The sequence below is a fragment of the Pseudomonas sp. NPDC087614 genome (assembly GCF_044743485.1).
GTDB classification, from domain to species: Bacteria; Pseudomonadota; Gammaproteobacteria; order Pseudomonadales; family Pseudomonadaceae; genus Aquipseudomonas; species Aquipseudomonas baetica_A.
In genome coordinates this window covers 1-12,492 of sequence record NZ_JBIUWN010000023.1, presented here as the reverse complement: position 1 = coordinate 12,492, position 12,492 = coordinate 1, and the positions used below count along the sequence as shown (strand labels likewise).

Below are 12,492 nucleotides of genomic sequence, written 5' to 3'. Positions count from 1 at the left end.
GCGAGGGCGCTGAGCTTGCCTTCACTTATCAGAACGACAAACTCAAAGGTCGTGTCGAAGAATTCGCCCAAGGCTGGGGTTCGAGCCCTGAGCTGTGCTTCCCGTGCGACGTGGCCAGCGATGAAGAAATCGCCAAGGTCTTCGAAGCATTGAGCAAGAAGTGGGACGGCCTGGACTGCATCGTCCACTCCGTTGGTTTCGCCCCGGGCGATCAACTGGACGGCGACTTCACCGAAGCCACCACCCGTGACGGTTTCCGCATCGCTCACGACATCAGCGCCTACAGCTTCGTGGCCCTGGCCAAAGCTGGCCGCGAAATGATGAAAGGCCGCAACGGCAGCCTGCTGACCCTGTCGTACCTGGGCGCAGAGCGCACCATGCCGAACTACAACGTGATGGGCATGGCCAAGGCTTCGCTGGAAGCGGGCGTGCGTTATCTGGCCGGTTCCCTGGGCCCGGACGGCACCCGCGTCAACTGCGTATCGGCTGGTCCGATCCGCACCCTGGCCGCTTCCGGCATCAAGAACTTCCGCAAGATGCTGGCCGCCAACGAAGCGCAAACCCCACTGCGTCGCAACGTCACCATCGACGAAGTCGGCAACGCCGGCGCCTTCCTGTGCTCCGATCTGGCGTCGGGCATCAGCGGTGAAATCATGTACGTGGACGGCGGTTTCAACACCACCGCCATGGGCAACATCGAAGAGTGATCTTCGGTTAGCCGATAAAAAACGCCAATTCAGATGGCGTGAAAACCTGGCAATCGGCTAAGTGCTCAAAAAAATGCTCCGTATCGAAAGATGCGGAGCATTTTTCGTTATGGCCTGAGCCCGGTCAGCACTTTCCCGATGAGACTGTTCAAAGGTTGCGGGCAAGTCTGTCCGGGCCTATGTTGCAAACGAGGCTTTTCCTCGCGAACGGAACGCGATCCATCACCAACAAGAGGTGAAGAATGTCAAAGGAATCCCGCCCCGCCGTCCTTGGGCTGATAGGAAATACACCGCTGGTACAAGTCACCCGCTTCGATACCGGGCCGTGCACGCTGTTTCTCAAACTTGAATCACAAAATCCCGGCGGCTCGATCAAGGATCGCATCGGCCTGGCGATGATCGACACCGCCGAACGTGATGGTCGCCTGCAACCCGGCGGCACGATTGTCGAAGCCACGGCCGGCAATACCGGGCTGGGCCTTGCACTGGTCGGCCGCGCCAAGGGTTATCGCGTGGTGCTGGTGGTGCCGGACAAAATGTCCACCGAGAAAGTCCTGCACTTGAAGGCCATGGGTGCCGAGGTGCACATCACCCGCTCGGATGTCGGCAAGGGTCATCCCGAGTATTACCAGGACGTCGCGGCGCGGTTGGCGAAAGACATTCCCGGCGCGTTTTTCGCCGATCAGTTCAACAACCCGGCCAACCCACTGGCCCACGAATGCAGCACCGCGCCGGAGATCTGGGCGCAGACCGAGCATGATCTGGATGCGATTGTGGTCGGCGTCGGTTCGGCCGGCACGCTGACCGGACTGACCCGTTTCTTCAAACGCGTGCAACCGGATCTGGAGATGGTTCTGGCCGATCCGTTGGGCTCGGTGATGGCTCAATACAGCCGCGACGGCACGCTGCCCAAGCCCGGTTCCTGGGCGGTTGAAGGCATTGGCGAAGACTTCATTCCGTCGATCACCGACCTCTCCAGCGTCCGCCACGCCTACTCGATCAGCGATGAAGAAAGCTTCGATCACGCCCGCCAATTGCTGCGCGCCGAGGGCATACTCGGCGGCTCGTCGACGGGTACCCTGCTCGCAGCGGCCTTGCGTTATTGCCGCGAACAGACCGAACCGAAACGCGTGGTGAGTTTCGTCTGCGATACCGGCACGCGCTATTTGTCCAAGGTCTACAACGATCAGTGGATGACCGATCAGGGCCTGTTGCAGCGCAAGGGCTACGGCGACTTGCGCGATCTGATCGCACGGCGTTTCGAGGACGGACGGGTGATCAGCGTCGGCCCCGGCGACACGTTGCTGACCGCGTTCCAGCGCATGCGCCTGGCGGATGTCTCGCAGTTGCCGGTACTGGTTGAAGGCAAGGAGTTGGTCGGCGTGATCGACGAATCGGACATCCTGCTGGCCGTTCACGAAGATGCCGCTCGCTTCAGCCAATCGGTCTCCAGCGTGATGACCGACAAACTGCAAACCCTCGCCCCCGGTGCGCCCCTCGCTGAGCTGGAATCAGTGCTGAGCCGCGGCCTCGTGGCAATCATCGCCGATGCTTCAGGCTTTCATGGCCTGATCACCCGCACCGACATGCTCAACCAATTACGGAGATCCCTCGCATGAGTCAGCACGACAAGAATGCCCAAGGTTTCGCGACCCGGGTGATCCATGCCGGGCAGGAACCGGACCCGACCACCGGCGCGCTGATGCCGCCGATCTATGCCAACTCCACTTACCTGCAAGACAGCCCCGGCGTGCACAAGGGTTTTGACTACGGCCGCTCGCACAACCCGACGCGCTTTGCGCTGGAACGCTGCGTGGCGGATCTGGAGGGTGGCACCCGTGCATTTGCGTTCGCTTCCGGGCTGGCGACGATCTCCACGGTACTGGAATTGCTCGACGCGGGTTCACACGTCATTTCCGGCAACGACCTGTACGGCGGCACCTTCCGGCTGTTCGACAAGGTGCGTCAACGCAGCGCCGGGCATCGGTTCAGCTACGTCGATCTGACCGACCTCTCAGCGTTCGAAGCGGCGCTGCAGGAGGACACGCGCATGGTCATGGTCGAAACACCGACCAACCCATTGCTGAGCCTGTCGGATCTGGCCGCCATTGCCCGCCTATGCCGGGCCCGCGGGATCATCACGGTTGCCGACAACACCTTCGCCAGCCCGTATATCCAGCGGCCGCTGGAGCTGGGTTTCGACATTGTGCTGCACTCGACCACCAAGTACTTGAACGGTCACTCCGATTTGATCGGCGGCATCGCCGTCGTCGGGCAGAACGCCGAACTGGCCGAGCGTTTGGGCTTTTTGCAGAATGCGGTCGGCGCGATCGCCGGGCCGTTCGATGCGTTTCTCACGTTGCGCGGGGTGAAAACCCTGGCGCTGCGCATGGAGCGTCATTGCAGCAATGCGCTGGATCTGGCGCAGTGGCTGGAGCGGCAGCCGCAGGTCAAGCGCGTTTATTACCCGGGCCTGCCATCCCACCCGCAGCACGAACTGGCCAAGCGACAGATGCGCGGCTTCGGCGGGATGATCGCCGTGGACTTGAACAGCGATCTGGCCGGTGCGCGGCGTTTTCTGGAAACCTTGAAGATCTTCGCCCTGGCCGAAAGCCTCGGCGGCGTCGAAAGCCTCATCGAGCATCCGGCGATCATGACCCACGCCACCATTCCACCTGAAACCCGCGCAAAACTGGGCATTGGTGATGGGCTGGTGCGTTTGTCCGTCGGTGTCGAAGACATCGAGGACTTGCGCGCCGATCTGGCCCAAGCACTGACGAAAATCTAGTCCGGCAAGCACGACAAAGCCCGCACGATGCGGGCTTTGGTATTCGAGTAGGCGGCCAGTGCTGGTCTCTGGCTTACAAGGTTTATCAGGCTTCTCACAGTACCGGACCAAATTGAAAAGGTACGGTCTCGGCTGCTTCACACGGCGTAAGGGCTGGATCTCAGCGCGGAGATCTTTCTAACCGTGTACCCTTCGGAACGCGCCCCACGTCCCCTTGCTATCCGCTTGCGCATCAGTCTGCGTCTTCGCCTACATCTTTGAGCCTAGCAAAGCGACGCGAGCACGGATGAGTGTTTTTAGACTGATTGGTTCTTGCGGCTGCCTGCAAGGAAGCGAACGCTCTATCTTCAAACATCATCCTCACGGAGTGCGGCGCCCAGAAAATCAGGGCGTTCGGTTTTGATCACGGATCCACCTGCGCCATCAATTCCGGCACCGACTCCGGCCGTTTCGCATAGCGCTGCGCCAACACCGCGCAGACCATCAGTTGAATCTGATGGAACAGCATCAGCGGCAGGATCAGCACGCCGATGGTGCTCCCGGCAAACAACACCTGCGCCATCGGCACGCCGGTGGCCAGGCTCTTTTTCGAGCCGCAGAACAAAATGGTGATGCGGTCTTCCTGGCTGAAGCCAAACGCCTTGCCCAGCAGCGTCGACGCCACCAGTACCAGCGCCAGCAAGATGCAGCACACCACCACCAGCCCCAGCAGATCGGCGATTGGGATCTGATGCCAGATACCTTCGTTGACGGCTTCACTGAACGCGCCATAAACCACCAGCAGAATCGAGCCTTGATCGACAAATTTCAGCCAGTTTTTGTTGCGCCCCACCCACGCACCAATCCAGCGCCGTACGACCTGCCCGGCAATGAAGGGCAGCAGCAGTTGCACACTGATTTTCAGGATCGCATCGAGGGTCGAACCGCCGTCGCCCTGCACGTCAAGCAACAACGTCACCAGTAACGGCGTGAGGAAAATCCCGAACAGGCTGGACGCCGCTGCGCTGCAAATCGCCGCTGGAATATTGCCCCGCGCCAGCGAAGTGAAGGCAATGGCCGACTGCACCGTGGCTGGCAAGGCGCACAGGTAAAGCATGCCCATGTAGAGCTGATCACCGATCAACGGTGACAGCAGCGGTTTCAGCGCCAGACCCAATAGCGGGAAAAGGACAAACGTCAGGCCGAACACCAGCAAATGCAGGCGCCAGTGACCCGCACCGGCAATAATCGACTCGCGGGAAAGTTTGGCGCCGTGGAGGAAAAACAGTAGCGCGATGGCAATGTTGGTCAACCAGCCAAAACCGACCGCGACCTGGCCGCTGGCGGGCAGAAAACTGGCCAGCAACACAACGCCAATCAGCGTCAGGGTGAAGTTGTCGGGCAAAAATCGTGGGCGCGTCATGGTGTGTTCATCCGGGGGTTGCCAGTGCGTGCCGACGACTCTAACGTGACAGGCCATTACCGACTAACGCCGAAGAGCCCGCAGATGCCGCCTAAAGGACACACAAAGAGCATCCGACGCAGCATTCCCGGGCTGCCCAGCCTGCCGCGCCCACTGTACGGGCGCACCGAATCGCTGCCCAATCGTGCGCTGACCCGGCGCCACAGCCACCCTTGGGTGCAACTGTCTTACGCCATTCAGGGCGTGCTCGAAGTACAGACCAGCGCCGGACGTTTCGTTGCGCCGCCGGAGCGCGCCGTGTGGATTCCGGCCGGCGTGCCGCACCGGGTATTCAGCTCACCGCACACCGAGATGCGCAGCCTGTACATCGATTGCAGTGTCGCCGGTTGGGCGGTTGGGCATTGCCATGTGCTGGGCGTCAGCGATTTGCTCAGGGAGCTGATCCGCGCGTTCAGCCGGGTGCCTGTGGAATACGACCAGAACGGCGCCCATGGACGCTTGGCGCAAGTGATCCTCGATCAATTGGCCGAGGCACCCCAGATTGATCTGATGCTGCCGCTGCCTCAGGACGCACGTTTGCGGCAGATCTACCAGAGCCTGGAGCAGCATCCGGAACAGCAAACCACACTAAGCCACTGGAGCGAGAAATTCGGCGTCACCGAAAAGACCCTGACACGCCTGTTCCTGCGCGATACCGGCCTGACCTTTCGTGCCTGGCGCCAGCGCTTACGCCTGCTCGGCGCCCTGACGCCATTGGAGAAAGGTGAACGCGTTACCGACGTCGCGCTGGCCTGTGGCTACGATTCGACCTCGGCGTTTATCGCGGCGTTTCGCCAACAGTTCGGCGAAACGCCAGGGGAGTTTTTTCGTTGATCAGCGAACCGCCAGCGACTCCAGAAGATCGCCGCTGCGACCCGACACTTCGTTTTTTACGAACTCTCCCCCAGAAATAAACGATTTTTCTTTGGCGCAAACTCGTCGCTAGCATGGCTTCGTCTAACCCTCACTCAAACAAAGCTCGTACAACAAAGACAGGGAGCGCGACATGCCTGCCACGAACATCAATATCGGCGAACCCTGGATGTGGGGCGCCTTCATCGTCTTCGTACTCGCCATGCTGGCACTGGATTTGTTTGTGTTCGGGGGGCGCAAGGCGCATCGCGTCTCGGTGCGCGAAGCCTTGTCCTGGGTCATTGCCTGGTGCTTGTTGGCATTGAGTTTCGCGGGGTTGCTCTGGTGGTACCTGAACGGCACGTTCGGCGGCGAAATCGCCCGGCAGAAAACCCTCGAATTCCTCACCGGTTACCTGATCGAGCAATCGTTGTCGATCGACAACATGTTCATCTTCGTGATGATCTTCAGCTACTTCGCCGTGCCGCCGGAGTTGCAGCGCCGGGTGCTGCTGTACGGCGTGCTCGGGGCGATCGTGATGCGTGCGGTGATGATTTTTGCCGGCGTGTGGCTGGTGTCGCAGTTCGAGTGGCTGCTGTATGCCTTCGGCGTGTTTTTGATCATCACCGGGGTCAAGATGCTGGTGTTCGCCGAGCAACAACCGGATCTGGAAAAAAACCCTTTGCTGCGCTGGGTCCGCGGGCACATGCGGATCACCAAGGACTTTCATGGCGAGCGCTTTTTCGTGCTGCAAAACGGCGTGCGCTGGGCAACACCGATGTTTCTGGTGCTGGTGTTGATCGAAGCGAGCGACCTGATGTTTGCGGTCGACAGCATCCCGGCGATCTTCGCCGTCACCACCGACCCGTTCATCGTGTTCACCTCGAACATCTTCGCGATCATGGGCCTGCGGGCGCTGTACTTCCTGCTGGCAGACATGGCTGAGCGCTTTCATCTGCTCAAGTACGGGCTGGCGATTGTGCTGGTGTTCATTGGCGCCAAGATGACGTTGATGCCGTGGCTCCACATGCCGGTGGAGTGGTCGCTGGCGGTGGTGGGTGTGGTGATTCTGGGCTCAGTGTTGTTGAGCCTGATGATGACCAGAGAAAAAACGCCGGAAAAACAATCTCCGTAAATCCATGTGGGAGCAAGCTGCTCCCACAAGGTTATGTGCTGTTATTTATCGGACTTGATACTGGTCCAGACGCGGGTGCGGACGCGCTCAAGCTTTTGCGGCAATGGCTGAACCACGTAGAGTGTTTTCAGCGCTTCGCTGGTCGGTGTCAGGTTCGGGTTGCCGGTGATGTCCTTGTTGATCAGCGCCATCGAATCCTTGTTCGCGTTCGGGTAACCGAGGAAATCGCTGATCGGTGCAATCACCTTCGGATCCAGCAAAGTGTTGAGGAATTCGTGGGCCTCGGCGACGTTCTTCGCGCTCTTGGGAATGGCGAAGGTGTCGAACCAGATCGGCGCGCCTTCCTTTGGCAAGCGCCAGTCAACCACTACGCCGTTTTTCGCCTCCTTGGCGCGATTGCCGAACTGGTAGAAGCTGCCGGAGTAACCGATGGCCACGCAGATGTCACCGTTGGCGATGTCGGTCATGTACTTGGCCGAGTTGAAATAGGTTACGTAGGGGCGAACCTTGAGCATCAGCTCCTTGGCTTTTTCATAGTCGGCCGGGTTCTGGCTGTTCGGGTCGAGGCCCAGGTAATGCAGGGCCAGCGGCAGGATTTCTGTCGGCGAATCAAGCATCGCCACGCCGCAGGATTTGAGTTTTTCCATGTTTTCCGGTTTGAACACCAGATCCCAACTGTCCACCGGCGCGTTGTCGCCCAATGCAGCCTTGACCTTGGCCGGGTTGAAGCCGATCAACACGGTGCCGACCATGTAAGGCACGCCGTACTGGTTGCCCGGATCGTTCTTGCCCAGCAGTTTCAACAGATCCGGATCCTGGTGGCTCCAGTTCGGCAGTTTCGATTTATCCAGTTTCTGAAACACCCCAGCCTTGATCTGCGTTTCAAGGAACTGGTTCGACGGCACCACCAGGTCGTAACCGGAGTTGCCGGTCAGCAGTTTGGCTTCCAGGGATTCGTTGGTGTCGAAGGTGTCCCAGATCACTTTGATGCCGCTTTTCGCGGCGAAATCCTTGGGCACCGACGGCAGGATGTAGTCCGCCCAGTTATAGACGCGCAGCTCGCGCTGCTCGGCCTGAACGGCGCTGGCCAGCAGCGTCAGCCCACACACGGTGGCGCCCAGAATGCGTTTCATCGTGACCATGGTTGTTTCCCCAAAATGCGGCGTGAGTCGATGGTTTTTATGTTCTGTACACGGCAGCGGCTTTAAAGGTAGCCAAGGGTAATAAAGGTTCAGCGTCTCGTTGTGGCATTGATTCTTGCTGACAGCGGCGCCTGAGCACAGTGGGGGATGGGCCAAAAGGGGATCGATATGGCCAATTTGAATGACCACCGGGATGCGGAAACAACAATGCCCGGCAGTAATAAAGAGGAATCGTCACCACCAGGCCAACCAGCCACGACAGATCCGCACCGTCGACCAGATTCGCGTAAGGCCCGACGTACAGTGAAGTATTGGCTAACGGCAACTGCACGACGATGCCGATGAAATAGGCAATGATCGCGTGCAGATTGAAGCGTCCGTAAATGCCACCGTCAGCACGGAAAATCGAGGTGATGTCGTAGCAGCCGCGTTTGATCAGGTAAAAGTCGATCAGGTTGATCGACGCCCACGGCACCAGCACCAGCAACAGCGCCAGAATCAAACCGATGAACTCGGAAATGAAATCCGCCGAAGCGCCGAGTGCGACCACGCAGCATCCCGCCAGGATCACGTGCGGAATGCCCATGCGCGGGCCTTGTGCCGACGCCAGGGCGATCACCACGCCACCGATCATGTGCCCCAGCACAATCGCCAGCAGCCCCCAGAACAAGTCGAGATGGAACACCTGAACCACCATGGCACCGGTGACGATGGGCAGTGGCGCAATGTTGGTGCTGAACCAAAGGGTGAAAAGGTCGCGGGCCTTCCCGTGGCGTTCCGCGAGTGGGACGTAGTCGACCGTGTGATTCTCGATCAACGGATCTTGCCGGGACATATGCATGAACTCGAGTTTGTCTGTTCTTATCGTTGTATGAAGCCAAACCGGGAGGACTCTTTGGTCGCCCCTCAGATGCAAGCCATATTATGGTATTCCAATAACCTCACAAGACTGGCCCGCAGTTCACGGTGCTATCTGATCCGCCATCCTCGCTGAAACAGCGGCCTGGCAAATAGCTTAAAAGCCCGTAAACGTTGAGTTTACGACGAACGCGGCACGTTCATCGGTTCAGCTTAAAAGCCCTTGCAAAGATAAAATTGTGGTATACCATCAGACCAATAAACACATAAAAACAGCGTCACACCACCCGAGGACTGTCCAATGATCGATGCCGCCATCTACAAACAAGTCATGGGCTCGTTCCCGTCCGGCGTAACCGTTATCACCACGCTGGACGATGACGGTCAGATTGTCGGTCTGACCGCCAGCGCCTTCAGCTCATTGTCGATGGACCCGGCGCTGGTGCTGTTCTGCCCCAATTACAGTTCTGATTCCTATCCCGTGCTGATCAAGAACAAACGCTTTGCGATTCACGTTCTGTCCGGCGGCCAACAAAGCGAAGCCTTCGCGTTCGCCCGTAAAGGCAAGGACAAAGCGCAAGGCATCGAGTGGACGTTGAGCGAACTGGGCAACCCGATCCTGGCCAACGCGACGGCTATCATCGAGTGTGAGCTGTGGCGCGAATACGAAGGCGGCGACCACGCCATCATGGTCGGCGCGGTGAAGAATCTGATCGTCCCCGAGCAGCACACCGGGCCGCTGGTGTATTGCCACGGCAAGATGGGCGCCCTGCCCGTCCTGGCCTGAGCAAAGTTTCAGCCCCACACAGACCCACTGTGGGAGGGGGCTTGCTCCCGAAAGCGATGTGTCAGCCACCAGAGATTTCGATTGATCCACCGCATTCGCGAGCAAGCCCGCTCCCACACGTAGCCTCAACAACAAAAGATCCGAGGAAGCGTCATGAAATTTTCCCTGTTCATCCACATGGAACGCTGGGACGAAAGCGTCAGCCACCGCCAACTGTTCGAAGACCTCACCGAACTGACCCTGATGGCCGAGGCCGGTGGTTTCAGCACCGTGTGGATCGGCGAACACCACGCCATGGAATACACCATCTCGCCAAGCCCGATGCCGCTGCTGGCCTACCTCGCGGCCAAAACCACCACCATCCACCTCGGCGCCGGCACCATCATCGCGCCGTTCTGGCACCCACTGCGGGTCGCCGGTGAATGCGCGTTGCTCGATGTCATCAGCAACGGCCGCATGGAAGTCGGTCTGGCACGCGGCGCCTATCAAGTCGAATTCGATCGCATGGCCGGCGGCATGCCCGCATCAAGTGGCGGCCAGGCCCTGCGCGAAATGGTCCCGGTGGTCCGCGCCCTGTGGCAAGGCGACTACGCCCACGACGGCGACATCTGGAAATTCCCCACCTCCACCAGCGTGCCGAAACCGATCCAGAAGCCGAATCCGCCGATGTGGATCGCCGCCCGCGACCCGGACTCGCACAACTTCGCCGTGGCCAACGGCTGCAACGTCATGGTCACGCCGCTGATGAAGGGCGACGAAGAAGTCCTCGACCTGAAGAACAAGTTCCAGACCGCGCTGGACAACAACCCCGACGTGCCGCGCCCGCAATTGATGGTGCTGCGCCATACCCACGTTCACACGGCTGATAACCCGGACGGCTGGAAAGTCGGCGCGAAAGCGATCTCACGGTTCTATCGCACGTTCGATGCGTGGTTTGGCAACAAGGAGACCCCGGTCAATGGCTTCCTCGCCCCGAGCCCGGAAGAGAAGTTCGCCGGGCGTCCGGAGTTTGAGTTGGAGAGTCTGCACAAGACGGCGATGATTGGTACGCCGGAAGCGATCATTCCGCGGATCAAGTACTACCAGGAACTGGGGGTGGATGAGTTCAGTTTCTGGTGTGATAACAGTCTGCCGCATGAGGAGAAAAAGAAGTCGCTGGAGTTGTTTATCAAGCATGTGGTGCCGGCGTTTCGTTGAGATTTCTTCTAACGTCTCTCTCATGAAAACGCCCGAATCTCTTCGGGCGTTTTTATTTTTCACCATGGCTCCTGGCGACACGTCGACCAGTTGCTATCTGAATGAAAGCACGCAAGCGCCTGCTGGCGCGCATCGATGAGCCCGACAAGAATTGGAAGTTCAGCAAGGCCGACATCGCCGAGCGCGAGTACTGGGACGAGGCTGGTAGCGGATCGCTTGACTGACAACCAACCACCGACAGAGCACAAAGCAAGGTTAGGAGGCGTTTCATAGGTGACGGGCGACGACTACCAACTACCGTACGGAATCCCGTACTTGTCGACGTATCGTTTGGTCTTCTCACTGACTGGATAGGCATAACGACCGCCGTTTTTACCCTGTTGGGCACCCAGCGGCTCAATCTCGCCTTGGCTACGAGCAACCTTCACCGGCTCATTGCAGGAGTCTTTTACCCACGCCTGTAGTACGCCACCTGGCGCCAGCCCCACGTAAAGTGAAGCCATAAATCGAGCGGTTTTCTCAGGCGTTTCCGGACAACGCTGATGAGTAGATTTCAACATTAGTTGCCTGGCTTCTTCTGGAATATCGATGGAACCCCGATAGGTTTTTTGCTCTGCTATGGACTGCCAGCGTACGGAAATCCGTTTTGGAAGGTTGGCACCCGTGACAGGCATCCCGGATCCAGTAATAACTCCCCAGCCTCTAGCAGATTCGGTGTCTATGTCGGGTTCTCCCGAAGCGGCAGTGCTTTTGCCTGCTCTGAGAGAGACCTTGTCATTGATATCTTGGACAGAACTGTCCTCCACCCAGACTTTCATGTAGTTCGGCTCAACGAACACCAATTCCCACGAGGAATGTTTAGGGTCGTTTTCGCCGCTATCGGCGGCGCCAGTCTGGCATCCCGCCAATAGTAAAGCGCCCAGCAGCGCAATCATCGCTTTCATTACCAAAGCTTCCAGTCAGGTACGTGTGGATGTTGTACGCGGACCCCGTCTTCCGTCGGGGCATTGATATACACAGCTTCGATGCCACTCCCCCCCCTTCTACCGAGAGGATGATTCCAGTTTGCGGAGGTATGAATGTACTTCAGTTTAAGAAGCACCTCTTCCTCTGGAGTGGTTTTGTAGTCACCAGCGACAAAGCGATCACATAGTGATTGGAGCTCCTCAGGCACGGAATACTCGCCATCGTCGGGCATGTCGATGAAGCGAACACCCTTTTCTTTCGCCAACTGATACATGACTTTCAAATAAATCCTCGAAAGTTTGCCGCTGACCGGACGTTTGAATTGTAGAGCGGCAAACACACGCTTCTGATCGGGAGACAGCCTGTCTTGATGTTCTTTTGGGAGCTCAATAGATGCAGGGGTGACAATCTCCAGTAAATAAGCAGGCCATCCTTTAGCGACCCACTCGCTTTTCACGCGTGCAGCATCGCGGTAGATAGACGTAGTTGAAACGTCGGTATAAATAGAAACGGCTAGGGTTTGCTGTAGTGGTCTAATTTCCCCGGACACCCCGATAGGTGGAAAATGCATCTATCGAGGAGTTTTTCATGACCGACAAACGCAGAACATTCGACGACA

At 58.4% G+C, this 12,492-nt stretch carries 11 protein-coding genes and 2 pseudogenes; 8 read left to right on the top strand and 5 right to left on the bottom strand.

What is annotated here, in order from left to right; genetic code table 11:
* The 3 genes from fabI to ACIOWA_RS11490 all read left to right on the top strand — a co-directional run.
* The coding region (fabI, locus tag ACIOWA_RS11500; RefSeq protein ID WP_401159841.1) for an enoyl-ACP reductase FabI at window positions 1–707 on the top strand (707 nt) is incomplete at its 5' end.
* Between the two features lie 242 nt (window positions 708–949).
* On the top strand, window positions 950–2,326 hold the full coding sequence (locus ACIOWA_RS11495) for a pyridoxal-phosphate dependent enzyme (protein WP_401159839.1): 1,377 nt from the start codon (window positions 950–952) through the stop codon (window positions 2,324–2,326).
* Window positions 2,323–3,495 carry a cystathionine gamma-synthase gene (locus tag ACIOWA_RS11490; RefSeq protein ID WP_401159837.1) on the top strand — a complete coding sequence of 391 codons (1,173 nt, stop codon included), beginning with the start codon at window positions 2,323–2,325 and terminating at the stop codon, window positions 3,493–3,495. Before ACIOWA_RS11495 ends, ACIOWA_RS11490 begins: the two co-directional genes overlap by 4 nt.
* 403 nt (window positions 3,496–3,898) lie before the next feature.
* Here ACIOWA_RS11490 and ACIOWA_RS11485 read toward each other — a convergent pair whose 3' ends face one another.
* The gene (locus ACIOWA_RS11485; protein ID WP_401159835.1) at window positions 3,899–4,897 is read right to left on the bottom strand and encodes a bile acid:sodium symporter family protein; all 999 of its coding nucleotides are present in this window, start codon (window positions 4,895–4,897) and stop codon (window positions 3,899–3,901) included.
* An 84-nt stretch (window positions 4,898–4,981) separates the two neighbouring features.
* Here ACIOWA_RS11485 and ACIOWA_RS11480 point away from each other — a divergent pair, with 84 nt between their 5' ends.
* Complete coding sequence (locus tag ACIOWA_RS11480) at window positions 4,982–5,770, top strand: helix-turn-helix transcriptional regulator (RefSeq protein ID WP_339508159.1); 789 nt, start codon at window positions 4,982–4,984, stop codon at window positions 5,768–5,770.
* 172 nt (window positions 5,771–5,942) lie between these two features.
* Window positions 5,943–6,923: a TerC family protein gene (locus tag ACIOWA_RS11475; protein ID WP_221733454.1), complete on the top strand. Its 981-nt coding sequence runs from the start codon at window positions 5,943–5,945 to the stop codon at window positions 6,921–6,923.
* A gap of 41 nt (window positions 6,924–6,964) precedes the next feature.
* Here ACIOWA_RS11475 and ACIOWA_RS11470 read toward each other — a convergent pair whose 3' ends face one another.
* Window positions 6,965–8,065 (bottom strand): polyamine ABC transporter substrate-binding protein, encoded by a 1,101-nt coding sequence (locus ACIOWA_RS11470; RefSeq protein WP_401159832.1) that lies wholly within the window; start codon window positions 8,063–8,065, stop codon window positions 6,965–6,967.
* 208 nt (window positions 8,066–8,273) lie between these two features.
* Window positions 8,274–8,900, bottom strand: a pseudogene (locus ACIOWA_RS11465) (cytosine permease); the annotation flags it as partial.
* Window positions 8,901–9,224: 324 nt separating this feature from the next.
* Between ACIOWA_RS11465 and ACIOWA_RS11460 the strand changes: the two are divergent.
* The 3 genes from ACIOWA_RS11460 (at window position 9,225) to ACIOWA_RS11450 (ending at window position 11,131) form a co-directional block, all read left to right on the top strand.
* A complete protein-coding gene (locus ACIOWA_RS11460) occupies window positions 9,225–9,710 on the top strand; it encodes a flavin reductase family protein (RefSeq protein WP_401159830.1) in 486 nt (161 codons plus the stop codon).
* A 153-nt stretch (window positions 9,711–9,863) separates the two neighbouring features.
* The gene (locus ACIOWA_RS11455) at window positions 9,864–10,907 is read left to right on the top strand and encodes an LLM class flavin-dependent oxidoreductase (RefSeq protein WP_401159829.1); all 1,044 of its coding nucleotides are present in this window, start codon (window positions 9,864–9,866) and stop codon (window positions 10,905–10,907) included.
* Between the two features lie 101 nt (window positions 10,908–11,008).
* Complete coding sequence (locus ACIOWA_RS11450; protein WP_401159827.1) at window positions 11,009–11,131, top strand: hypothetical protein; 123 nt, start codon at window positions 11,009–11,011, stop codon at window positions 11,129–11,131.
* Window positions 11,132–11,194: 63 nt separating this feature from the next.
* On the opposite strand, the gene ACIOWA_RS11445 is transcribed toward ACIOWA_RS11450, so the two are convergent.
* Window positions 11,195–11,851, bottom strand: coding sequence for a DUF2931 family protein (locus ACIOWA_RS11445; RefSeq protein ID WP_401159825.1), 657 nt, complete (start codon window positions 11,849–11,851; stop codon window positions 11,195–11,197).
* A pseudogene (locus ACIOWA_RS11440) lies at window positions 11,851–12,396 on the bottom strand (DUF2235 domain-containing protein); the annotation flags it as partial. The pseudogene ACIOWA_RS11440 and the gene ACIOWA_RS11445, both read right to left, overlap by 1 nt.
* Between the last annotated feature and the right edge of the window lie 96 nt (window positions 12,397–12,492).

What these genes read in the sequence shown, in the direction of transcription:
- ACIOWA_RS11475 (WP_221733454.1), top strand. Translation starts at nt 5,943, where the DNA reads ATGCCTGCCACGAACATCAATATCGGCGAACCCTGGATGTGGGGCGCC.
- ACIOWA_RS11460 (WP_401159830.1), top strand. Translation starts at nt 9,225, where the DNA reads ATGATCGATGCCGCCATCTACAAACAAGTCATGGGCTCGTTCCCGTCC.
- ACIOWA_RS11485 (WP_401159835.1), bottom strand. Translation starts at nt 4,897, where the DNA reads ATGACGCGCCCACGATTTTTGCCCGACAACTTCACCCTGACGCTGATT.
- ACIOWA_RS11490 (WP_401159837.1), top strand. Translation starts at nt 2,323, where the DNA reads ATGAGTCAGCACGACAAGAATGCCCAAGGTTTCGCGACCCGGGTGATC.
- ACIOWA_RS11480 (WP_339508159.1), top strand. Translation starts at nt 4,982, where the DNA reads ATGCCGCCTAAAGGACACACAAAGAGCATCCGACGCAGCATTCCCGGG.
- ACIOWA_RS11445 (WP_401159825.1), bottom strand. Translation starts at nt 11,851, where the DNA reads ATGAAAGCGATGATTGCGCTGCTGGGCGCTTTACTATTGGCGGGATGC.
- ACIOWA_RS11495 (WP_401159839.1), top strand. Translation starts at nt 950, where the DNA reads ATGTCAAAGGAATCCCGCCCCGCCGTCCTTGGGCTGATAGGAAATACA.
- ACIOWA_RS11470 (WP_401159832.1), bottom strand. Translation starts at nt 8,065, where the DNA reads ATGGTCACGATGAAACGCATTCTGGGCGCCACCGTGTGTGGGCTGACG.
- ACIOWA_RS11450 (WP_401159827.1), top strand. Translation starts at nt 11,009, where the DNA reads ATGAAAGCACGCAAGCGCCTGCTGGCGCGCATCGATGAGCCCGACAAG.
- ACIOWA_RS11455 (WP_401159829.1), top strand. Translation starts at nt 9,864, where the DNA reads ATGAAATTTTCCCTGTTCATCCACATGGAACGCTGGGACGAAAGCGTC.